Genomic DNA, 21,255 nt, shown 5'->3' with positions numbered 1-21,255 from the left:
GAGGCCTCCGTCATGGAGGGACACCCTCGATGGTCGCGTCTGGGCCCGGGGGCCGTCCTCACCCGCCGAGCGGCAGCGCATACGTCATCCGGCGTAGCGCCTGCCCGGGAATGTGCGCTCCTCGCCGTAGGCGGTGACAGCGGAGAACGGAGTCGTCACCGAGCCCGGAAATCTATGATCACGTCATGCGCGCTCGCGTCACGCAGGTCCGTCCGCCCGCGTGGGCACAGGACTCGATGGTGGCGGTTTTCGTCACCGTGATGCAGGTCCAGGGCACCGTCGTCCGCAATGACGGACAGCCCGAGTCGGTGCTGCGCCCGCTCTCCGATCTGGGGAATCTCGGCTACCTCCTGCTGATCGTCAGCGGCGCGGTCGTGGCGTTGCGCCGCGTGTGGCCCGTGCCGGTCTTCGTCGTCACCGCGGTCGCCAGCGCTGTGTACTACGCCCTCGGTTTTCCCGACGGGCCCGGCTGGCTGGGTCTGTTCGTGGCCATCTACACGGTGACCTCCCGCGGAGACGGCCACCGTTCGCTGCTGACGGTCTCGGCCGGGATCACCGTCCTGACCGTGATCTGGCTGATCGCTGCCGCCCACATCGAGCCGCCGGCCGCCGTGGGCTGGGTGTTCTTCCGGATCGGGGCCTCGGTCATGAGCGCTGCGCTCGGCGAGAGTGTCAGGTCGAGAAAGATCATTGCGGCCGAAGCGCTCGAACGCGCCGAGCAGGCCGAGCGCAGTCGCGAGGAACGAGCCCGCGCGCTCGTCGACGAAGAACGCCTCCGGATCGCGCGCGAAGTGCACGACACGGTCGCGCACGCGGTCGCCATCATCAATGTCCAATCCGGGGTCGCGGCGCATGTCCTCGACAAACGGCCGGAACGGACGAGACACACCCTCGAGGTGATCGAACAGACCAGTTCCCGTGCGCTGCAGGAGATGCGAACGATCCTCGGAGTCCTCCACGACGACGGTGGCGCACGCACCCCGCCCGCGGGACTCGGGCAACTGGACGAACTCACCGAACAGGCGCGTGAGGCCGGCCTCGAAGTCGATCTCGAGACGACCGTGCCCCCACCGCACATTCCCGATGCTGTCGGCAGAGCCGTCTATCGGATCCTGCAGGAGTCGATCACCAACGTGATCCGCCATGTGGGCCGGTCACGGGTTGCGATCGCGGTGACCTACGGTGTCGACACCGTCGACGTCCGCGTGACGGACGACGGCGGGCGCGTGGATGACGGGCGGGTGGCTTCGGAGATTCTCGGCGCGGGCGGGCGCGCGGCGCCGGACGGTGCGGTCGTCTCGGACGACGGTGGGCGCGGCATCGCCGGGATGCGTGAACGGTGCCGACTGCTCGGCGGCGACCTCCGTGCCGGTCCTGTTGCCGGCGGCGGTTTCGCCGTCGACGCTCGAATTCCGGTGATGCCCGGACGAACGGCGGCGCTGTGAACACCGGGGCCGGCGCAGCCCTCGAGCATCGGCCGATCAAAGTGCTCATCGTCGACGACGAGCATCTCGTGCGCTCCGGTTTCCGGATGTTGCTCGACGTCGAGGACGACATCGAGGTGGTCGGGGAAGCGACCACCGGAGCGGAGGCAGTGGAGCTGGCTCGTGCACTGCGACCGGATGTCGTGCTCATGGACATCCGGATGCCGAAGATGGACGGTATCGAGGCCACTCGCTCGATCGCCGCGACGAGTGGGCTTCACGGCGTTCGCATCCTGATCCTGACCACCTACGACACCGACGAGTACGTTGCCGAGGGCCTGGAGGCGGGTGCCGGTGGATTCCTGCTCAAGGACGCCGGCCCGGCCGAACTCCTGCACGGGATCCGCGTCCTCGCAGCCGGTGAATCACTGCTCGCGCCGCGGATCACCCGTCGGCTCATCGCCCGGTTCACCGCGCAGCGCACAGCGGACCGGCTCGCCGAGGATCGTCTTTCGGTGCTGACCGGCCGGGAGCGCGAGGTGCTGGCCCTGGTCGGGCAGGGATTGAGCAACGCGGAGATCGGCGCCGAGCTGTGCCTGAGCCCCGCCACCGCCCGCACCCATGTCAGTCGTGCCATGGGCAAGCTCGGTGCCCGCGATCGCGCCCAGTTGGTGGTCATCGCCTATCGGACCGGGCTGGTCCGGCCGTAGCGGCCGGGACGTCCTGTTCGGCGCGGGCGCGCAGATACGCTTCGAGGGCCTGCCGGCTCGTGTAGCGGGGCTGCGCTCCGAGTTCCTCGCACATCCGGCGGTTGTCGAGAACCGGGCGGTACTGCAGGAAGCCGACCCGTTCCGGGCCGTGCTCGGTCAGCCCGAGGGCGCGGCCCACCCGCAACGCGATCTTCAGGACCGGGGCGGGCACGGTCAGCGTCTTCCTGCCCGTCATCGCCGCGATCTCGGGCACGGTGACGACGCCGTCGCCCGCGATGTTGAAGATGCCGGTGACAGGACCGGCCACCGCTTCGGCGAAGGCCTCGGCGACGTCGGTGTGCCAGACGAACACGAACGGACTGTCACTGCCGGCCACGACGAGCAGCCGCTTGCGGTCGAGCAGCGCGGTGATCTGGTTGCGGACAGTCTCGCCGAGGATCGTGCCGATCCGCAGGATCACCTGTTCGAGTTCGGGGTGGGCAGCGCGGGTGTCGGCGAGCATCTCCTCGACGAGACGTTTGTTCCGGCTGTAGGAGAACTCGTCGTTGCCGCGGAGCGGGTGGTCCTCGGTGAGCGGGAGGGGATTGTCGGCGTGATAGCCGTAGGCGGCCCCCGAGGAGGCCACCACCAGGCGGCGCACGCCGTGCGCCAGCGCGGCGTCGACGACGTTGCGTGCGCCCTCGACGTCGACGGCGTATTCCTCCTCCTCGGTGGTGTCGCGTCCGGGGTTGACGATCGAAGCCAGGTGCACGACGACGTCCGGACGATGGGTGGCGATCACCTCGGCGATCCGGTCGCGGCGGCGGACGTCGGCGATCTCGTAGGTCACCGTGCTCGCGGGACGGGCCGGCTCGTAGAGGTCGGTACTGATCACCCGGACACCGCGGGAGCGCAGGGCGGTGACGACGGCGCTGCCGAGGAAACCGTTGCCGCCGGTGACGAGAGCGGTCGGAAGGGTCATGCGGCTACCTTTCGGGTTGCGGGGCGGCGGGACCACAGGGTGGCGAGGATCAGTCCGGCGACGATGTCCCAGATGCCCCACCAGCCGGCGACGATCGCCATGCCGCCGAGGCCGTCGAAGAAGGTCATCACGAGGCCGAGGCCGAGGCCGGCGTTGCGGATCCCGACCTCGAAGGACACCGCGCGACGGCTGTATTCGGGCAGGCCGCTCGCCCACCCGCACGCATAGCCGAGTCCGAGCGCGACCGCATCGTGCAAGAACACCGCGAGCAGCACGAGCCCGATGTAGTCGACGAAATCGGCGAAGTTGCCGGCGAGCCCGGCGACGATGAAGGCGACCAGCGCGAGCAGGGATCCGTTCTTCACCCACGGGTGGGCGCGGGACGCGAAGCCGGGGGCCTTCTGCGCGGCCCAGATACCGAGGACGAACGGGAGCCCGATGATCAGGGCGATCTGGATGATCATGTCGAGGCCGTCGAGTTCGACGGACCGCAACAGGGCGTGTGTGTCGTCGCTGCGGCTGCCCCAGAACGCGAAGTTGATCGGCATGAGGATGATCGCGAGTACGTTCGACACGGCCGTCATCGAGACCGACAGGGCGACGTCACCGCCTGCCCGGTGGGTCAGGACGTTGGAGATGTTCCCCGGTGGACAGCACGCCACGAGGATCATGCCGAGGGCGATCGACGGTGCCGGATCGAGCAGCAGGGTCAGCAGCCAGGTCACGGCGGGCAACGCGAGGAACTGTGCGGCGATGCCCACCGCCATGGCCTTCGGGGCCCGCACGGCGCGACGGAAGTCGTCGACGGAGGTGTCGAGGGCGATGCCGAGCATGATCGCGGCCAGCACGACGTTGAGGACGACGAGCGAGCCGGAATCGAAGGACAGCCGGACGTCGTCGACGTTCACGGTGCCTCCGTGCCGGCGAAGGCGTCGCGGAGTGCTCGGGTCTGCTCGCGCAGCGCGGTGCGATAGGCGTGCTTGTTGACGTAATAGGCCATCCGGCCGAGTTTCAGATAGCGGTAGCCGCCCGTGAGATCCGGCGGGGAGGCGGCCAGCGCGGCGCGCCACCGTCCGGCTGCCGCCGGGTCGGTGTCGGCGAGACGGATCGCGGCGGCGACGAGTTCGGCCTGCTCGTAGCGTCCCTGCCAACCCAGGCCGGAGGATTCGACCATGCCGAGCACGAACAGATTGTCGAAGCGCCGGCTGGCGATGTTCAGCAGCAGGTCGGGGCTGTGGGCCCTCCAGTCGAGCAGTGCGCGGTCCAGGAAGGGATAGTCCAGGACGTAACCGGTGGCGTGGACGACCATGTCGTATTCGGCGGCGGAGCCGTCCCGGAACCGGACGGTGCTGCCGTCGTAGCGGTCGATGTCGGGACGCACCTGCACGTCCCCGTGGCCGAGATGGTGCAGGATCAGCGAGTTCACCACCGGATGCGATTCGTAGAGACGGTGATCCGGGGCGGGCAGACCGAACCGGGTGGGGTCGCCGGTGAACTGGCGCAGCAGCAACGCGTCGAGTCGCTGTTTGATCGGTGCGGGCAGCGGCCTGCCGCGGGTGAGGGTGTCCGCGGGCCGGCCGAAGAGGTATTTGGGGACGAAGTGGTAGCCGCGGCGCACGCTCAGGTCGACCGAGCGGGCGTGATGCACCGCGTCGACGGCGATGTCGCAACCGCTGTTTCCGGCGCCCACGATCAGCACCCGCTTGTCGCGGAAGATCGCGGCGTGCTTGTAGGCGCTGGTGTGCAGGATCTCGCCGTCGAATCCCCCGGGGATCTGCGGGTGGTTCGGCCGCGCAAGGGTGCCGTTGGCGACCACGATGCCGCGGTAGCGTTCGGTGGTTTCGGTGCCGGCGCGGTCGGTGGTGCTCACGCGCCACAGGTCGCCGTCCGGTTCGGTGCGGGTGACGGTGGTGCCGAAGCGGTAGTGCTCGCGCAGCCCGAAGGTGTCGGCGTAGTCCTGGAAGTACCGGGCGAGCGCCGCGTGCCCCGGATAGTCCGGGGTCCGTGGTGGCATGGGGAATTCGGCGAACTCCGTCGTGGTCTTCGAAGAGATCAGGTGTGCCGACGCGTACACCGTGCTGACCGGATTGGTGATGTCCCACAGCCCCCCGACGGTGCTGTGGGACTCGAAGCCGACGAAGTCGATGCCGTGGCGGGAGAGCGCGCGGGCCCCGGCAAGTCCGGACGGTCCCGCCCCGATCAGCGCGTACTTCGCTTCCGTGTCCATGGACTCGTAGGTTGGCAGACTGTACGAATTCGGAGGTGGATCTGCAGGATAATGCCGAAATGGACGATCCTCAGTGCGTGAATGTGCGATTGATCGATGAAATCGACCTGAAGATAATCAATGCGCTGCAGTGGTCCCCGCGCTCGACCTGGGACGCCCTGTCCGGCCCGCTCGGTCTGGATGCGGCGACGGTGGCTCGCCACTGGCGCCGCCTCGAACGCGACCGTCTCGCGTGGACCACGATCACCCCGGGCCCGCGCATCCTCGACCAGGTGACCACCGCGCTGCTCGAGATCACCGTGATGTCCGGCGCGAGGGATGCGGTGACCGCGACGCTGAGCGAACGTCCTCATGCGGTGACCGTCGAGGTGCCGTCCGCGGGTGCCGATCTGCTCGTCACCGCCGCCACCGCGACCTACGACGGGATGACCCGACTGGTCGTCGACGAGCTGGCCCATCTGCCCGGCGTCGTTTCGATCCGCACGCACGTGGTGTCGGAGTGGTTCACCGAGGGCGGGGCATGGCGCCTGGACGCACTCGGCCCCGGCGAGCGGGGCGAGTTGACCGCGACGGCGAGTGCCCGCCGGGCGGTCGAGCGCCGCACCCGCACTGCAGTCACTGCGACCGACCGCGCGATCCTGTCGGCACTCGCGGTCGACGGCCGCACCCCGATGCGCACCCTCGCGGAGATCGCCGGTGCCGGGGCGGCCACGGTCAAACGTCGGGTCGAAGCACTGCTGGCTGCCGACGTGATCGGATTACGCTGCGAATTCGCCCATCCAGCAGCAGGTTTTGCTGTTCTCGTCACGTTGTGGTGTGCGGTGCCCGTCGAGCAACTCACCGCCACCGGCCGAGTCGTGAGCCGAGAGCCGGAGGTGCGCAACTGCTTCGCCGTCGTCGGCGCCGCGAATCTCGTGGTTCAGGCCTGGCTGCACTCACCCGCCGAGGCCCCCGAGTTCGAGGCACGACTACTCGCGCGCTGCGCGGACCTGACCGTCCGCGATCGGGCTCTCGTGCTGCGCATCCACAAACTCGCCGGGCACGTCCTCGACCGTGCGGGCCGCAAGGTCACCACCGTCCCGCCCGACATCTGGCTGCCGGGCGGGAGCGCCGAGGTGGGTTCAGGCGCGTAGCCGGGCCCCGACCGCGGCTTCCGCGGCGGCGACGGCGGCCTCGCGGCCTGCGCTGGCCTCGTCCTCGGTGAGGGTGCGATCCGGAGCGCGGAAGCGCAGCGCGAAAGCAAGCGACTTGCGGTTCTCCCCCACCTGGACGCCTTCGAAGACGTCGAACAGGCGGATGTCCTCGAGCAGTTCGCCGCCGCCCGAGCGCAGGGCGCTTTCGACGTCCGATGCCGGCACGCTCGCGTCGACCACCACCGCGACATCCTGCAGGACCGCCGGGAACGGCGAAACCCTCGGAGCCGGAAGCGATTCCACGATCGGCAGCGCGTCGAGGTCGAGCTCGAAGGCGCAGGTGCGTGCAGGCAGGCCGGCCCGCTCGATCACGGCGGGATGCAGTTCCCCGGCATGACCGACGACGACCCCGTCGACGAGCAGTTCGGCGCAGCGACCGGGATGCCAGGGCAGATACTGCGCGGCGCGGCGCTCGAGGTGCACCCCGGCCGCCCGGGCCACCGTCTCCGCGGCGGCGAAGGCATCGAAGGCGTCGGCTGCCCGGCCCGGACCCCACGGCCCTGCCGGTTCGCGCAATCCGGAGAGCACCCCGCCGACGTGGACGGGCTGCGAGGGAAGCGATCCGATCAGCTGTGCGATCTCGTCGTCGGTGGGCCGTCGATCGACCGGCAGGGCCTCGACCGCCGTGGTCTCGGCGGTGGGCTGCACGACCTGCGCGATCGCGTAGAGCGACAGGTCGCGCTGGCCGCGGGAGACGTTGCGTCCGAGGATTTCGAGCAGGCCGGGCAGCAGCGTGGTCGCCAGCTCGGGGCGGTCGGCTTCGAGCGGGTTGAGCACCTTGGTGGTCACGCGCCGCGGGTCGTCGGCGTCGAGCCCCCAGATGTCGAACACTCCGGCCGGCAGGAACACCGGGGCGAGCACCTCGGCGTAGCCGTCGTGGGCCAGCGCACGCGAGACGGAGCGGCGACGCCGCTGCGCGGACGTCAACCCGCGACCGGCCGGGGCGGTGGGCAGCACGGACGGGATCTGCTCGAGCCCTTCGAGACGCAGCACCTCTTCGACGAGATCGGCGGGCTGACGCAGGTCGGGGCGCCACGTCGGCGGGGTCACGACGAGCTGGCCGTGCCCGTCCTCGCCGACACCGACCTCGACGGTGCAGCCGATCTGGTTCAGGCGCCGCGCGGCGGTGCCGTTCGGGTAGGCCACCCCGGCGATACGGTCGGGCAGGTCGATGTCCATACGGATCGTCGGGGTCTCGGTGGGCACGACGATGTCGGTGAGTGTCGGCTCCACACGACCGCCGGCGATCTCGACGAGCAGGCTCGCGGCGCGATCGAGGGCGGCGCGGGCAACGGCGGGATCGACGGTGCGCTCGAAGCGCTTACCTGCTTCGCTGCTGAGCTTGTGGCGGCGGTTACCGCGGAAGACCGCGAGCGGATCCCAGGTCGCGGCCTCGAGCAGCACGTCGGTGGTGGTGTCGCTCACCTCGGTGGTGGCCCCGCCCATGATGCCGGCGAGCGAGATCACACCCGAGTCGTCGGTGATGACGACGTCCTCGGGATCGAGATCGCGTTCGACCCCGTCGAGGGTGGTGAGTTTCTCCCCTGCCCGGGCACGTCGCACGACCAGCTCACCCTGCAGGGTCGCGGCGTCGAAGGCGTGCAGCGGCTGCCCGAGTTCGAGCATCACGTAGTTGGTCACGTCGACGGCCGGCGAGATCGGGCGCACGCCCGCGGTGAGCAGGCGGCGCTGCATCCACCATGGGGTGACGGCCTTCGGGTCGATGCCGGTGACGCGGCGTGCGGCGAACCGGGTGGCGTTCGTCTCCGGTTCGAGCCGGATCGGGTAGGCCTCGCCGCCGTCGGCCGGCAGCGGCGTCAGGTTCGCCGGGTCGGCGAACTCGAGATCGAAACCGCACGCGAGTTCGCGGGTGAGCCCGCGGACGGAGAAGCAGTAGCCGCGGTCCGGGGTGATGTTGAGTTCGATGACGGTGTCCCCGAGGCCGAGCAGGTCGTTGGCGTCGGTGCCGGGGGCGGCGCTGCCGGGCTCGAGCACGAGGATGCCGGAGTGGTCCTTGCCGATGCCCAGCTCCGCCAGCGAGCAGATCATGCCGTCGGAGATGTGCCCGTAGGTCTTACGGGAGGCGATGGCGAAGTCGCCGGGCAGCACCGCGCCGGGCAGGGCGGCGACGATCAGGTCACCCTCGGCGAAGTTGCGGGCACCGCACACGATGCCGCGGGGCTCGGCTTCGCCGACATCGACCTTGCAGAAGCGGATGGGCTTCTTGAACTCGGTGAGTTCGGTGATCTCGACGACCCGCCCGACCACGAGGTTGTCGATGCGGACGAGGGTCTCGACGTCCTCGACCTCGAGTCCGACCCGGACGAATCCCGCGTCGAGTTCCTCGGCGGTGACGTTCCACTCCGGGGTGGCGCGCTGCAGGATCTCGGTCAGCCAGGACTGCGCTACTCGCACTTGTGCTCAGCTCTTTCGTTCGGTCGTCGGTCGGTGGGTCGGAATCGAGGGGTGGCCGGTCAGCCCTGCACGCCGAACGGCAGGGTGAAGCGCACGTCGCCCTCGACGATGTCGCGCATGTCGGGGATGCCGTTGCGGAACTGCAGGGTGCGTTCGAGACCCATGCCGAACGCGAAGCCGGTGTAGACATCGGGATCGATGCCGGACGCCCGCAGCACGTTGGGGTTGACCATGCCGCAGCCACCCCACTCGACCCAGCCGGCACCGCCCTTCTTGTTGGGGAACCACACGTCCACCTCGGCGGACGGTTCGGTGAAGGGGAAATAGTTCGGTCGCATCCGGGTGCGGGTCTCCGGCCCGAACAGCGCCCGCGCGAACGCGTCGAGGGTGCCGCGCAGGTGCGCCATGGTCAGGCCCTTGTCCACGGCCAGACCTTCGACCTGTGAGAACACCGGGGTGTGGGTGGCGTCGAGTTCGTCGGTGCGGAAGGTCCGGCCCGGGCACACCACATAGATCGGGATCTCGCGGTGCAGCATGGTGCGCACCTGCACGGGCGAGGTGTGGGTGCGCAGCACCTGCCGCGAGCCCTCCGGGGCGATGTGGAAGGTGTCCTGCATCGTGCGCGCCGGGTGGTCGGGCAGGAAGTTCAGGGCGTCGAAGTTGAAGTGCTCGGTCTCGACCTCCGGGCCCTCGGCGACCTCCCAGCCCATCGCGACGAAGACGTCCGCGATCTCGTCGGAGATGATCGAGATCGGGTGACGGGCGCCGAGCGGGCGGCGGGTCGCGGGCAGGGTGACGTCGACGGCTTCGGCGACGAGCACGGCGGCGTCGCGTTCGGCCTGCAGCACCGCCTTGCGCTCGTCGAAGGCGGCCTGCACGGCTGTGCGGTGCGCGTTGACCCGCTTGCCGGCGTCGGCGCGTTCGTTGCCGGGCAGCGTGCCGAGGGCACGCTTGGCGAGGGAGATGGGCGCCTTGTCGCCGAGGTGGTCGATCTTCGCCTGGGCGAGTGCGTCGAGGTCGGCCGCAGCGGCGAACGCCTCGATCGCGGACTTCTCCGCGGCGGTGAGCGCGTCCTCGGTCAGGGCGCTCGGATCGACTGCCGGCGGGGTGCCGCCCTCTTTCTTGGCCACGACCGGTGCATCTCCTTCTTCGGACGAAAGGGGTGTTCTCGGAAGGTGCGGCCCGGTCCGGAGTCCGCGGCGCACCCAGGGAAATCCTATGTGATGGGCCGAGCGGCCCGGTGTTGCACCCGCGCGCTCGCATACAGGCAGATCGATGCGGCGGTGGCGAGGTTGAGCGATTCGGCGCGGCCGCGGATGGGGATGCGGACGCGGTGGTCGGCGCGGGCCGCGACCGCCGGGTCGAGTCCGTGTGCCTCGTTGCCGAACAGCCACGCGGTGGGCGCGGCGAGTAGTTCGTCGGCCTCGTCGAGGTCGACCTCGCCGTCGGCGGCCGTCGCGAGGATCTGCACGCCGGCGTCCGCGAGGGTCGCGAGGACCAGGTCGGTGTCGCGTTCGCGCGCGACCGGCAGGTGGAAGATGCTGCCCGCCGACGACCGGACGCATTTGCCGTTGTGCGGGTCGACGCTGTCACCGGCGAGCACCACCGCGTCGGCACCGACAGCGTCGGATACCCGGATGAGGGTGCCGGCGTTGCCGGGTTCGGCGACGGCGACGGGCACGGCGACCAGCTGGGACTGTGCGGTCACGGCCTCACCGAGCGGCACGTCGAGGGTGTCGCACACGGCGACGAGGCCGGGCGGGGTCACGGTGTCGGACAAGCGGGCGGCCGCACGCTCGGTGACGACCGCGACCCGCACGCCGCGGCGCCGGGCGTCGTCGACGAGAGGTGCGTACCGGACGGCGGCGGCCTCGGTGACGAACAGCTCGTGCACCCGCGCGGCGGCGAGCGCCTCGGTGACCGAGTTCTCGCCCTCGGCGAGGAACCGCCCGGTCTTACGCCGCTCGGCGGTACGGAGCAGTTTCACAGCAGAAACGACCCGCGGTGTGCGCTCGGTGAGCGTGTCCACGGGTCGTTCCTGGGTGTTGTCGTTGCTCAGGGCAGCACTCAGGCAGCCGGAGCGTTGACGTCGGCCGGCAGTGCAGCCTTGGCGACGGCGACGAGACCGGCGAAAGCCTCGGCGTCGGAGACGGCGAGCTCGGCGAGGATCTTGCGGTCCACCTCGACACCCGCGGCCTTGAGGCCCTGGATGAAGCGGTTGTAGGTGATGTCGTTGGCGCGGGCAGCAGCGTTGATGCGGCTGATCCACAGCTTGCGGAAATCACCCTTGCGGGCGCGACGGTCGCGGTAGGCGTAGGTCAGCGAGTGAAGCTGCTGCTCCTTGGCCTTGCGGTACAGGCGCGAGCGCTGTCCGCGGTAGCCCTTCGAGGCCTCGAGAATCGAACGACGCTTCTTCTGGGCGTTGACGGCCCTCTTCACGCGTGCCACTGGTTATGTCCTGTCAGAGTTCGGGGGACGAAAGGTCCGTCCCCGGGGTGGATCGGTCGGAGAGGCTCAGAGCCCGAGCATGCGCTTGACGCGCGGGGCGTCGGCGTCGGCGACGACGGCCTTGCCGTCGAGGCGACGCGTCACCCGCGAGGACTTGTGCTCGAGCAGGTGGCGGCGACCCGCCTTCTGGCGCAGGACCTTTCCGCTACCGGACACCTTGAATCGCTTCGCGGTGCCGCTGTGGGTCTTCGACTTGGGCATGGAGTCCTCAGTTCTTGTCGTGTGCGTACATCGGTGCTCACGACAGCACCGGATGTGCTGCCTGAGCGGGCTAGTTGCTCGGGGCGTCGCCGGTCTCGGGAGCCGGGGCGGACTCCGCGGACGGGGCGGCGGAGGCTGCCGGGCGCGGAGCGGACTTCGCCGGTGCCGCCTGCGCGGCTTCCTGCGCCTTCGCACGGGTCTTCGCACCCTTGTGCGGGGCCAGCACCATCGTCATGTTCCGGCCGTCCTGCTTCGGGGCGGTCTCGATGAACCCGAGTTCGGCGACATCGGCGCCGAGGCGCTGCAGCAACCGGAAACCGAGTTCGGGACGCGACTGCTCGCGACCACGGAACATGATGGTGACCTTGACCTTCGAACCGGCTTCGAGGAAGCGCACGACGTTGCGCTTCTTGGTCTCGTAGTCGTGGTCGTCGATCTTCGGGCGGAGCTTCTGCTCCTTGATCACGGTCTGCTGCTGGTTCTTGCGCGATTCGCGCGCCTTCTGCGCGGCTTCGTACTTGAACTTGCCGTAGTCCATGATCTTGCAGACCGGCGGCCGGGCGTCGGGGGCCACCTCGACGAGGTCGAGGTCGGCTTCGTATGCCAGGCGGAGGGCATCTTCAACACGCACGATTCCGACCTGTTCACCACCCGGTCCGACGAGTCGGACCTCGGGAACACGGATGCGTTCGTTGATGCGGGTCTCAGCGCTGATGGGGCCTCCTAAGTAGAGCGGTGTGGTCTGTCTGACCGCACCGCAGCACGTGGCCCGATTCCTCGACAAGAAAACCCCGCAGTGGTGCCGAGGCTCCACGCGGGGTCCGATACCGACCGGTCGACGGCACCCAGCTCACGCTGCGTGATCCGCACCGCCCGTGAAGGGCGGACATCCGTGGCACATGTACCCGGAGGACCGGACCCCTGAGCTGCATCGATGTGCCGCCAGAGGTGGGAGTCGGACTCCACTTTGCTGCCCACGGAAAGTGCACCGCGGGCGGTCGTGGGAACGAGTCTAACAAAAATGCATGTCTACGACGAATCGGCGCTGCTGTTGCTCACCCGCGCGGCCGGGGAGGAAGGGCACGACCCTATGCTCGACCCTATGACGGATGCTCCCGAGACCCCCGACCAGGACGCTGCGGCGCAGGATGTGCGCGACCTCGCCGACATCCCGGCTGTCGAGGTGATCAGCCGCGCCGCCGTGATGCTCATGAGCTCGGCGGCCGAGAAGCTCGGTCTCGCCGATCCGGATCCCGACACCAGCGAACGACGCGACCTCGACGAGGCCCGCCGGGTGATCACCGCCCTCGCCGGGCTGATCACCTCGTCGGTCGAGTATCTCGGCCCGCACGCGGGCCCGCTGCGCGAGGGCCTGCAGGCGCTGCAGCGAGCCTTCCGCGAGGCGTCCGCGGTGCCCGACGAGCCCGGCAAGGGCCCGGGCGAGAAGTACACCGGCCCGGTCTACTGAGTTCGGCGCCCGCCGACCACCCACCGGGTGGTCAGCGGGCGGCAGGGGGTTCGTCCCACGACCGCAGCCGCCGCAACAGCGAATCCTTCTTCCGCTGATGTTCGCTCATCCGGTGCAGCACGTCATCGAGGAAGCGCACGGCGAGATCGACGTGCGGCCCCTTGTTGAGCATCACGCATTCGGCGCGACCCGACGCCGCGGCATCGGTGATCTCGGCGCGGGACGGCCGGCCGGTGCGGGCGAGCCGGTCGAGCACCTGCGTCGCCCAGATCACCGGCACGTGCGCGGCCTCGCACACCCACAGGATCTCCTCCTGCACCTCGGCGAGGCGGCCGTAGCCCGCTTCCACGGCGAGGTCGCCACGCGCGATCATCACGCCGACCCGCGGCGAATACATGGCCGCGAACAGGACGGCAGGGAGATTCTCGAACCCCGAGACGGTCTCCACCTTCAAGATCACTCCGAGGTGCTCCCCTCCGAGTTCGGCGAGCCGGTCCTGCAGCAGTGTCACATCGTCGGCGGAGCGCACGAACGACAGGCTCACTGCATCGGCGTGATCCACGACGAACGGCAGATCCCGGAGATCGTCGTCGGTGAGTGCCGACAACTGCAGGTCGGTATCGGGCAGGTTGATGCCCTTCTCCGCACGAAGCTTGCTGCCCCCGAGGTCCGCATCGGTGATGCGCACCCGCAGAGCGTCGGGTCCGGCGCTCTCGACCACTCCCCCGATGCGGCCGTCGTCGAAGAAGATCCGATGACCGACACAGGTGTCCTCGAAGACCTGCGGCAGAGTGCATCCGATTCGAAGGGTTTCGGCATCGGGATCGGCCGGGGCCGTGTGCCGGTCGAGCACGAGCTCGTCGCCGATCCTCAATGTCATAGCACGACGGCGTGTGGGAAGGTTCCCGACCTCGGTGACGTCCTCCCCCACCCGCAGCGGCGTGCCGGGCACGAGATAGGCGGTGTCCGCGAGGTCGACCGTGACCGCCGATCCGGTGTCGACCACGACGAACACCCGCTTCGAGCCACGACTGTCGGCGAAGACGATCCGGTCGCCTCGACGTCGCCGGCCCAGCCACGCCGCATCGGTCACGGGAATCGCGGGTGGAGCGTCCGAAGCCGGCGCAACACCGTCGGCCGCCGGGTGCACCAGGCGCGCCTGCACGGGACGAACCGTGCGCCCCAAAGCATCCCGGGTCGGCTTGAGTTTCACCACGGCGGGCCCCGGAACGATTGCGCCGGTACGCAGTTTCGGTCCGGCCAGATCCATCGTCACCGTCACCCGCCGACCGTGGACACGCTCGGCACGCCGCACGTGGGCGATCATCCGCTCCCACGCGTCCGGATCGTCGTGGGCACAGTTGATCCGCACGAGTTCGGCACCGGCGGCGACCACCCCCGCGACGACCGCACCGTCGTCGGCCGCCTCGGACGGGAGCGTCACCATGATCCGGGTCCGCCGGTCCCCGGCGGCAGCGCCGAGCAGGGCCTCCGCGTTGCGTTCGAGCAGGCGCTCACCGTCGTCGAAGTCCACCGGAGGTGGAGGAGAAGGGTTCTCGGGCAGGTCGGCGAGACTCGCCACCGCATGGCACACCGCGTCGACAGAGGCGAGGACGTGCGCTTCGGCCCGACCGAGCGACGACAGTCCCCACGAGGCGAGATCATTCTGCAGCGAACGGATGTCGTTATGCCGCAACGCGACGTAGTGGGCGAGGTTCTCGGCCGAGCCGCGATGGACCGGATGTGCACGGGTCCATCGGTCGTCGGCGGCCGCTGCCGCGACGAGGCTCTCGCGCAGGTCGTCGAGCGAGCGGGCGATCGCAGACAGGTCGGTCACGAAATCCACGATAGGCCCGCCGGGTAGCGGGACTGTTACAGCAGATCGACGACCTACCGGCACCCGATCCGCCCCGGGGCTCGGGTGCCGGTCCGGCGATCAGCCGGCCGCCGCCACCTTCTTCCGAGAGGTCTTCGCCGCGGTCTTGGTGGATTTCGCCGTACCCGCTGCCGTGGCACTCGACTTCGTCGCAGCCGATTTCACAGCGCGCTTCCGCGCGGGAGCGGGGGTGGATTCGGCAGCCCGGCTGTCGAGGACCTCGGCGAGGAAACGACCGGTGTAGCTCTCCTCCACCGCGACCACATCTTCCGGCGTGCCCTGCGCGACCACGGTGCCGCCGCCCGAACCGCCTTCCGGCCCCATGTCGATGATCCAGTCGGCGGTCTTGATGACGTCGAGATTGTGCTCGATGACGATGACGGTGTTGCCCTTGTCGACCAGACCGTTGATGACTCCGAGCAGCTTGCGGATGTCGTCGAAGTGCAGGCCGGTGGTGGGTTCGTCGAGGATGTACGCGGTGCGGCCGTTGGAGCGCTTCTGCAGTTCGGCGGCGAGCTTGACGCGTTGCGCCTCACCACCGGACAGGGTGGTCGCCGGCTGGCCGAGACGGACGTATCCGAGGCCGACCTCCACCAGGGTGTTGAGATAGCGGTGGATGGAGGTGACCGGCTTGAAGAACTCGGCGGCCTCCTCGATCGACATGTCGAGCACCTCGGCGATCGTCTTGCCCTTGTAGTGCACCTCGAGCGTCTCGCGGTTGTAGCGGGCACCGTGGCACACCTCGCACGGCACATACACGTCGGGAAGGAAGTTCATCTCGATCTTCAACGTGCCGTCACCCGAGCACGCCTCGCACCGCCCGCCCTTGACGTTGAACGAGAACCGGCCCGGCTGGTAGCCGCGTACCTTCGCCTCGGTGGTGGAGGCGAACAGGGTGCGGATCTTGTCGAACACACCGGTGTAGGTCGCGGGATTCGACCGCGGCGTGCGGCCGATCGGCGACTGGTCGACCCGCACGAGCTTGTCGAGCTGGTCGAGTCCGTTGATGCGGGTGTGACGGCCCGGCACCTGCCGCGCGCCGTTGAGCTTGTTGGCCATCACGGTGGCGAGGATGTCATTGACGAGGGTGGACTTACCCGAACCGGAAACCCCGGTGACACAGGTGAGGACCCCGAGCGGGAAGGAGACGTCGATCTCCCGCAGGTTGTTCTCACGGGCTCCGACGACGGTGACCTGCCGCCCCTTCTCCACCTGCCTGCGAACGTCAGGGATCGCGATCTCCTCGCGTCCGGACAGATACGCGCCGGTGAGCGAGTCGGGGTTGTCGAGCAGTTCCTTGTAGGTGCCGCTGTGGACGACGTTCCCGCCGTGCTCACCCGCCCGCGGTCCGATGTCGACCACCCAGTCGGAGGCACGCACGGTGTCTTCGTCGTGTTCGACGACGATGAGTGTGTTGCCGAGATCGCGTAGACGCGTGAGGGTGTCGATGAGGCGACGATTGTCGCGCTGGTGCAGACCGATCGACGGTTCGTCGAGCACGTACAGCACGCCGACGAGACCGGAACCGATCTGTGTGGCGAGACGGATGCGCTGTGCTTCACCGCCGGACAGCGTGCCCGCGGCACGCGACAGGGTCAGGTAGTCGAGGCCGACATCGAGCAGAAAACCGAGGCGCGCCTGGATCTCCTTGAGGACCTGGCCGGCGATTGCCGCTTCCCGCGTGCCGAGGACGAGGCCGTCGAGGAAGCGGGCGCACTCGGCGATCGACAGATCGCTGACCTCGGCGATGGACATGGACCCGAACTCGCCCGCGGACACCGTCACGGCGAGGATCTCCGGGCGCAGCCGGGCGCCGTCGCAGGCCGGGCAGGGGATCTCCCGCATGTAACCCTCGTAACGCTCCTTGGCCTGGTCGGACTCGGACTGGTCGAGGCGGCGGTGCAGGAACGGCATGACGCCTTCGAACTCGGCGTAATACGAGCGCACGCGGCCGTAGCGATTCTTGTACCGCACGTGCACCTGCTCGGTGCTGCCTTCGAGCACGGCCTTGCGCACCTTGGCGGGCAGTTTCCGCCAGGGTGTGTCGATGTCGAAGCCCATGACGTCGGCCAGACCGGACAGCAACCGGCCGAAGTACTCGGCGCTCTGTCCCATCGACCACGGTGCGATCGCACCGTCGGCCAGGCTCAGATCGGGGTCGGGCACGACGAGGTCGGGGTCGACCTCCTTGCGCACGCCGAGGCCCGCGCATTCGGGACATGCGCCGTAGGGCGAGTTGAACGAGAACGACCGCGGTTCGAGTTCGTCGATGGACAGCGGATGCGCGTTGGGACACGCGAGGGTCTCGGAGAACCTGCGTTCGCGGTCGGGCGCATCCTCCTCGCGATCGACGAAGTCGAGCACGACGACGCCCTCGGCGAGCCGGAGCGCGGTCTCGATGGAATCTGTGAGGCGTTGCTGCGCACTGGCTTTGACGGCGAGTCGGTCGACGACGACCTCGATGTCGTGCTTCTCCTGCTTCTTCAGCTTCGGCGGATCGGACAGCGGGTACACGACGCCGTCGACGCGCACGCGGGAGTAGCCCTGAATGGTCAGCTGCTCGAACAGGTCGACGAACTCGCCCTTGCGGGTGCGGACGACGGGTGCGAGGACCTGGAATCGGGCGCCGGCCTCCATCTCGAGCACCTGATCGACGATCTGCTGCGGCGTCTGCCGGGAGATCTGCTCACCGCACACCGGGCAGTGCGGGGTACCGGCGCGCGCGTAGAGCAGACGGAGGTAGTCGTAGACCTCGGTGATCGTGCCGACGGTGGACCGCGGGTTGCGGTTGGTGGACTTCTGGTCGATCGACACCGCGGGCGAGAGGCCCTCGATGAAGTCGACGTCCGGCTTGTCCATCTGCCCGAGGAACTGGCGGGCGTAGGCCGACAGCGACTCGACGTAGCGGCGCTGGCCCTCGGCGAAGATGGTGTCGAACGCGAGGCTCGACTTGCCCGAACCCGACAATCCGGTGAAGACGATCAGACTGTCGCGCGGCAGATCCAGGTCGACACCACGCAGGTTGTGCTCCCGGGCTCCTCGCACGATCAGGCGGTCTGCCACGCCACATCCTTCCTGTAGACAAGGCCGGAGTTCGGCCCTCGACCATGGTAGGCGCGGGTACCGACACGTTCCGGGTGTGCGGATCCACGGGCACCACTGCGGTGGCTACTCGCGAACGGCGCCGCAACGGTAGTTTTGGCGCCATGACGCAGCAGCCCGTGATCATCGAGGACAGCTACACCGGCGACGTGACTCCCGGCGGACCCGCACAACGCCGAAGGATTCCCGGAGCGAGCATCGTCAAACTCGCCGTCGGGGAGATGAACAACAACACCTATCTCGTCACCGACGACGCGACCGGCAGTTCCGTGTTCATCGACGCCGCAAACGAACCCGAGCGTCTCGTGCAGTTCCTCCGCGACAACGCGCCGAAGCTCGAGCTGATCGTGACCACCCACCAGCACTGGGATCACTGGCAGGGCCTCGAGCAGGTCGCTGCGGCGACCGGTGTCCCCACGGCGGCGCACGAGCTCGACGCCGGCCCCCTGCCGGTGAAGCCGGACCGCATCCTGGCCGAGGGCGACAGCGTGCAGATCGGTGAGCTGAATCTCGAGGTGATCCACCTCGCAGGGCACACCCCGGGTTCGGTGGCGCTGGTCCTGACGGAACAGGGCACCGGCCGCACGCACATCTTCACCGGCGACTCGCTGTTCCCCGGCGGGGTCGGCAAGACGCCCGACGACGATGCCTTCCGCTCCCTGCTCGGCGACGTCGAGTCCAAGATCTTCGATCGGTTCGACGACGAGACGATCTTCTATCCCGGGCACGGCAAGGACTCGACCCTCGGCGCCGAGCGGCCACATCTCGGCGAGTGGCGCGAGCGCGGCTGGTGATCGGTCCCATATGGGACCGGCAATGTTAGGGACTACGTGGCCTCACAACCCAACGGCGATCTGCCACCCTTCACCCTGTGCTCGGACGTCGACGGGACGAGGTACGTCATCGTCGACCCTGCGGATGCGGACATGTCCGGATGGGCCGTCGAGCTGATGGACGTGAACGTCCGTTGGAGGGATACGACGGCCCTGACGTCCCTCTCGTCGTTCGAGCAGGACACCTGGTTCTCGACCGGTGAGGGGCACTGGAACGGCCTCGGTTACGGCCCACCAAAGACAGCGTGGTGTGCGATTGCAGACCACGGGGACAGGATCAGCGCTTGGATCGGGCCGGACGGCGCTCGGCACGAGCCGTAGCCTGCGACACCCAGCACACTGACACCCCGGCAGCTTGAGCAATGCGGACCGCGTCGCTCCCGCGGCCTCTGGAACGCTTCGGTCGGTGTTCCTGGCGAGCACGAACGCCTCGGGCGGTGACCGCCCGCACCTTCCGGTCGGGCCACTCGTTCAGATCGCGGCTCCAAACCGTGCTCAGGTTCAGCCGCTTCCACAGCAGCAGCGCGCCGACGTCACCCTTCCCGATCGACCCGTCCCGTTCGGCCCCAGCCGGGACCTCGAGCAGCACCTCGTCGTAGAAGCAGCCGCCCTCGACGCTGGGGTACTGCGCATGGACCGCGACGAGGGTGGTGACGATGTCCTGTTGACTTCCGGGTGCTGTCATATCGGAAGAAGACTACGCGGCCATGGACTTTCGTTAGCTGGCGTCAGCGCTTCGGGTCGGGAATGATCGCGCTATGCGCCTCCACCTACAGCTCGGTGAGAAGATCGCCCCGAAGGGACGAACGCTGACAGTTACCGACCTCGACGTAGTCACTTTGACGGAACTACGCCCCTTGCTGATCGGCATCGCCCTGTCCGGCGGCACCATCCACTATTCGGCCCTCATCAAGGCTTTGGAACTGCCTCATGCAACGAACGGACTGGGGCGCGTACTCGACCTGTTGTCCGAAGACTGCAGACGCCGCCGCGAGCCCTCGCTGGCTGCGCTCGTCGTCTCCCAGTCGACCGGCGAGGTGGGGTCAGCCTTCTGGGGCAATCCGAGTTCCGAACGTACGGACGTGTACCAGCACTGGCGCGACGTCATCAGTACCTGAACAGGTCGTTCTTCGCCCTGGCTTACCGCAAACGATCGGTGCAGCGCCCCACCGCTGACTCGCCTCCCACACCGACTCACGCCTTGTCGACGCAGCACCACGCCAACCCTCAAGTTTGCGGAGGATCTCCATCCGCATCGATCGAGAGACGTTCGAGCGCAACGCATCGGTGATCTTCTGAACCTGAAGCATCATGCCTGCGCCGTCCTGGGTGTCCTGCCGGGCGTCCAGCATCGTTTGCCGCCTGGTATCAGCGGTCATGTATTTCCCCAGGTTGAGGGGTTCGTCCGTCACGTAACTGAATTCCTCCAAGCCCTGTGCGAGGACGAGATCGCCAGCCGGGAAACGGCGGCGTTGGCTGTCGCGGCATGTCAGGCCGGGTACTCGATCTACTTCACCACCCTCGACGACCTGATCCGCAAGCTCAAAGCCGCCGATGCGGTCGGGCGGTTTCCCAAGCAGCTGGGCAGCCTGATGCGCCTGTCACTGCTGGTGATCGACGAAGTCGGCTACCTGCCACTCGACCGGGAGGAAGCCAACATGGGGCACCTCCCTGCACGCAGTGCTTGGGGGAGTCTTCCAGTTGATCAGCCGCCGATACGAGAAGGCGCGACGATCGTCACCAGCAACAAATCATTTACCGAGTGGGGCTCGGTCCTCGGCGACGATGTTCTCGCCACCGCCATCTTGGACCGACTGCTGCACCACTGCGACGTGCTGACCATCAACGGGCCCAGCGACCGACTCATGAGGTCGTACCCACAACGACAAATAACGACAAATGGTCGTACCCGGACAGTGTCTCGGCTGGGCTCCCGATCGACCGATTCATCCTGCAGCCGCGGTGAAAGAGTCACGGGCTCGAGATGAAGACCAGCGAGGAACTCCTCGTCGAGCTACCGCCCGCCTCAGTTCGGCGTTACTCGTTTCCCATTCAGTTGCGTGATCGACACCCGCCGCGGGCAACTTCCGGATCCACAACTGCGACACCGGCGTCGGGCTCGGCGTGAGGACCGGATCCGAGCAGCGAAAGTCACCGGGCTGCAGAATCTTCCGCTGCACGGTTTCGATCAGAATCGGATCCGGTGAGCGCTCGTCCAACTCGTGTGTGAGCCGGTTTGCGCGTTTCGGTCACCAAACGCCCGTCAGCGTGTATGGTCTGCCCCAATCGAGAGTCTTATTCTCGATAACGACTATCGCTCGTCTCACACTGAAGTAC

The 21,255-nt window shown here is 68.3% G+C and carries 19 protein-coding genes; 7 read left to right on the top strand and 12 right to left on the bottom strand.

The features are described from left to right. Positions 1-185 precede the first annotated feature (185 nt). Together ABZ789_RS21005 and ABZ789_RS21000 are read left to right on the top strand one after the other, a co-directional pair. Positions 186-1,445, top strand: a complete 1,260-nt coding sequence (locus tag ABZ789_RS21005; protein ID WP_358428013.1) for a sensor histidine kinase — start codon at positions 186-188, stop codon at positions 1,443-1,445. Next, on the top strand, positions 1,442-2,134 hold the full coding sequence (locus tag ABZ789_RS21000; protein ID WP_358428010.1) for a response regulator transcription factor: 693 nt from the start codon (positions 1,442-1,444) through the stop codon (positions 2,132-2,134). The genes ABZ789_RS21005 and ABZ789_RS21000 overlap by 4 nt, the downstream gene beginning before the upstream one ends. On the opposite strand, the gene ABZ789_RS20995 is transcribed toward ABZ789_RS21000, so the two are convergent. Genes ABZ789_RS20995 through ABZ789_RS20985 form a run of 3 tightly spaced genes read right to left on the bottom strand, consistent with a single transcriptional unit; the run spans position 2,100 to position 5,322 of the window. Further along, entirely contained in the window at positions 2,100-3,095 is a 996-nt protein-coding gene (locus ABZ789_RS20995; protein ID WP_358428007.1) for an SDR family oxidoreductase, read from the bottom strand. The genes ABZ789_RS21000 and ABZ789_RS20995 overlap by 35 nt on opposite strands. Beyond that, positions 3,092-4,003 (bottom strand): bile acid:sodium symporter family protein, encoded by a 912-nt coding sequence (locus ABZ789_RS20990; protein ID WP_358428004.1) that lies wholly within the window; start codon positions 4,001-4,003, stop codon positions 3,092-3,094. The genes ABZ789_RS20995 and ABZ789_RS20990 overlap by 4 nt, the downstream gene beginning before the upstream one ends. Further along, complete coding sequence (locus ABZ789_RS20985) at positions 4,000-5,322, bottom strand: NAD(P)/FAD-dependent oxidoreductase (protein WP_358428001.1); 1,323 nt, start codon at positions 5,320-5,322, stop codon at positions 4,000-4,002. Before ABZ789_RS20985 ends, ABZ789_RS20990 begins: the two co-directional genes overlap by 4 nt. Positions 5,323-5,399: 77 nt before the next feature. On the opposite strand from ABZ789_RS20985, the gene ABZ789_RS20980 reads away from it, so the two are divergent. Continuing rightward, a complete protein-coding gene (locus tag ABZ789_RS20980) occupies positions 5,400-6,455 on the top strand; it encodes an Lrp/AsnC family transcriptional regulator (protein ID WP_358427998.1) in 1,056 nt (351 codons plus the stop codon). Here ABZ789_RS20980 and pheT read toward each other — a convergent pair. The 6 genes from pheT to infC form a co-directional block, all read right to left on the bottom strand. Continuing rightward, positions 6,444-8,930, bottom strand: a complete 2,487-nt coding sequence (pheT, locus tag ABZ789_RS20975; RefSeq protein WP_358427995.1) for a phenylalanine--tRNA ligase subunit beta — start codon at positions 8,928-8,930, stop codon at positions 6,444-6,446. The two genes, ABZ789_RS20980 and pheT, sit on opposite strands and share 12 nt — an antisense overlap. 59 nt (positions 8,931-8,989) lie before the next feature. Further along, positions 8,990-10,060 (bottom strand): phenylalanine--tRNA ligase subunit alpha, encoded by a 1,071-nt coding sequence (gene pheS, locus ABZ789_RS20970; protein ID WP_358427992.1) that lies wholly within the window; start codon positions 10,058-10,060, stop codon positions 8,990-8,992. Between the two features lie 86 nt (positions 10,061-10,146). Continuing rightward, positions 10,147-10,959: an RNA methyltransferase gene (locus tag ABZ789_RS20965; RefSeq protein ID WP_358427989.1), complete on the bottom strand. Its 813-nt coding sequence runs from the start codon at positions 10,957-10,959 to the stop codon at positions 10,147-10,149. A 38-nt stretch (positions 10,960-10,997) separates the two neighbouring features. Then, positions 10,998-11,378: a 50S ribosomal protein L20 gene (rplT, locus tag ABZ789_RS20960; protein ID WP_006553977.1), complete on the bottom strand. Its 381-nt coding sequence runs from the start codon at positions 11,376-11,378 to the stop codon at positions 10,998-11,000. Between the two features lie 66 nt (positions 11,379-11,444). After that, complete coding sequence (rpmI, locus tag ABZ789_RS20955; RefSeq protein WP_006553978.1) at positions 11,445-11,639, bottom strand: 50S ribosomal protein L35; 195 nt, start codon at positions 11,637-11,639, stop codon at positions 11,445-11,447. Between the two features lie 70 nt (positions 11,640-11,709). Beyond that, positions 11,710-12,423, bottom strand: coding sequence for a translation initiation factor IF-3 (gene infC, locus ABZ789_RS20950; RefSeq protein WP_358427984.1), 714 nt, complete (start codon positions 12,421-12,423; stop codon positions 11,710-11,712). Positions 12,424-12,741: 318 nt separating this feature from the next. Between infC and ABZ789_RS20945 the strand changes: the two genes are divergently transcribed. After that, entirely contained in the window at positions 12,742-13,107 is a 366-nt protein-coding gene (locus ABZ789_RS20945) for a DUF1844 domain-containing protein (RefSeq protein ID WP_358428059.1), read from the top strand. A gap of 31 nt (positions 13,108-13,138) precedes the next feature. Here ABZ789_RS20945 and ABZ789_RS20940 read toward each other — a convergent pair whose 3' ends face one another. Both ABZ789_RS20940 and uvrA read right to left on the bottom strand, forming a co-directional pair. Beyond that, positions 13,139-14,944, bottom strand: coding sequence for a pyruvate kinase (locus ABZ789_RS20940; RefSeq protein ID WP_358427981.1), 1,806 nt, complete (start codon positions 14,942-14,944; stop codon positions 13,139-13,141). 99 nt (positions 14,945-15,043) lie between these two features. Then, positions 15,044-18,046, bottom strand: coding sequence for an excinuclease ABC subunit UvrA (gene uvrA, locus ABZ789_RS20935; protein WP_358427978.1), 3,003 nt, complete (start codon positions 18,044-18,046; stop codon positions 15,044-15,046). A 143-nt stretch (positions 18,047-18,189) separates the two neighbouring features. On the opposite strand from uvrA, the gene ABZ789_RS20930 reads away from it, so the two are divergent. Continuing rightward, positions 18,190-18,879, top strand: coding sequence for an MBL fold metallo-hydrolase (locus ABZ789_RS20930; RefSeq protein WP_358427975.1), 690 nt, complete (start codon positions 18,190-18,192; stop codon positions 18,877-18,879). Between the two features lie 316 nt (positions 18,880-19,195). Here the strand turns inward: ABZ789_RS20930 and ABZ789_RS20925 are convergent, their stop codons facing one another. Next, positions 19,196-19,603, bottom strand: coding sequence for a hypothetical protein (locus tag ABZ789_RS20925; protein ID WP_358427972.1), 408 nt, complete (start codon positions 19,601-19,603; stop codon positions 19,196-19,198). Positions 19,604-19,676: 73 nt separating this feature from the next. Here ABZ789_RS20925 and ABZ789_RS20920 point away from each other — a divergent pair, with 73 nt between their 5' ends. Continuing rightward, positions 19,677-20,036 (top strand): hypothetical protein, encoded by a 360-nt coding sequence (locus ABZ789_RS20920; protein WP_358427969.1) that lies wholly within the window; start codon positions 19,677-19,679, stop codon positions 20,034-20,036. A gap of 237 nt (positions 20,037-20,273) precedes the next feature. Continuing rightward, positions 20,274-20,906, top strand: coding sequence for an ATP-binding protein (locus ABZ789_RS20915; RefSeq protein WP_358427966.1), 633 nt, complete (start codon positions 20,274-20,276; stop codon positions 20,904-20,906). The last annotated feature ends 349 nt before the right edge of the window (positions 20,907-21,255 follow it).

The organism is Rhodococcus sp. NPDC047139 (genome assembly GCF_040643435.1).
Taxonomy (GTDB): domain Bacteria; phylum Actinomycetota; class Actinomycetes; order Mycobacteriales; family Mycobacteriaceae; genus Rhodococcus.
This window is presented reverse-complemented; position numbering and strand designations above follow the sequence as displayed.

Coding starts and splice junctions, on each gene's coding strand:
- rpmI (WP_006553978.1), bottom strand. CDS start 11,639: ATGCCCAAGTCGAAGACCCACAGCGGCACCGCGAAGCGATTCAAGGTG.
- ABZ789_RS21005 (WP_358428013.1), top strand. CDS start 186: ATGCGCGCTCGCGTCACGCAGGTCCGTCCGCCCGCGTGGGCACAGGAC.
- ABZ789_RS20995 (WP_358428007.1), bottom strand. CDS start 3,095: ATGACCCTTCCGACCGCTCTCGTCACCGGCGGCAACGGTTTCCTCGGC.
- ABZ789_RS20985 (WP_358428001.1), bottom strand. CDS start 5,322: ATGGACACGGAAGCGAAGTACGCGCTGATCGGGGCGGGACCGTCCGGA.
- ABZ789_RS20930 (WP_358427975.1), top strand. CDS start 18,190: ATGACGCAGCAGCCCGTGATCATCGAGGACAGCTACACCGGCGACGTG.
- ABZ789_RS20945 (WP_358428059.1), top strand. CDS start 12,742: ATGACGGATGCTCCCGAGACCCCCGACCAGGACGCTGCGGCGCAGGAT.
- ABZ789_RS20925 (WP_358427972.1), bottom strand. CDS start 19,603: ATGACAGCACCCGGAAGTCAACAGGACATCGTCACCACCCTCGTCGCG.
- ABZ789_RS20920 (WP_358427969.1), top strand. CDS start 19,677: ATGCGCCTCCACCTACAGCTCGGTGAGAAGATCGCCCCGAAGGGACGA.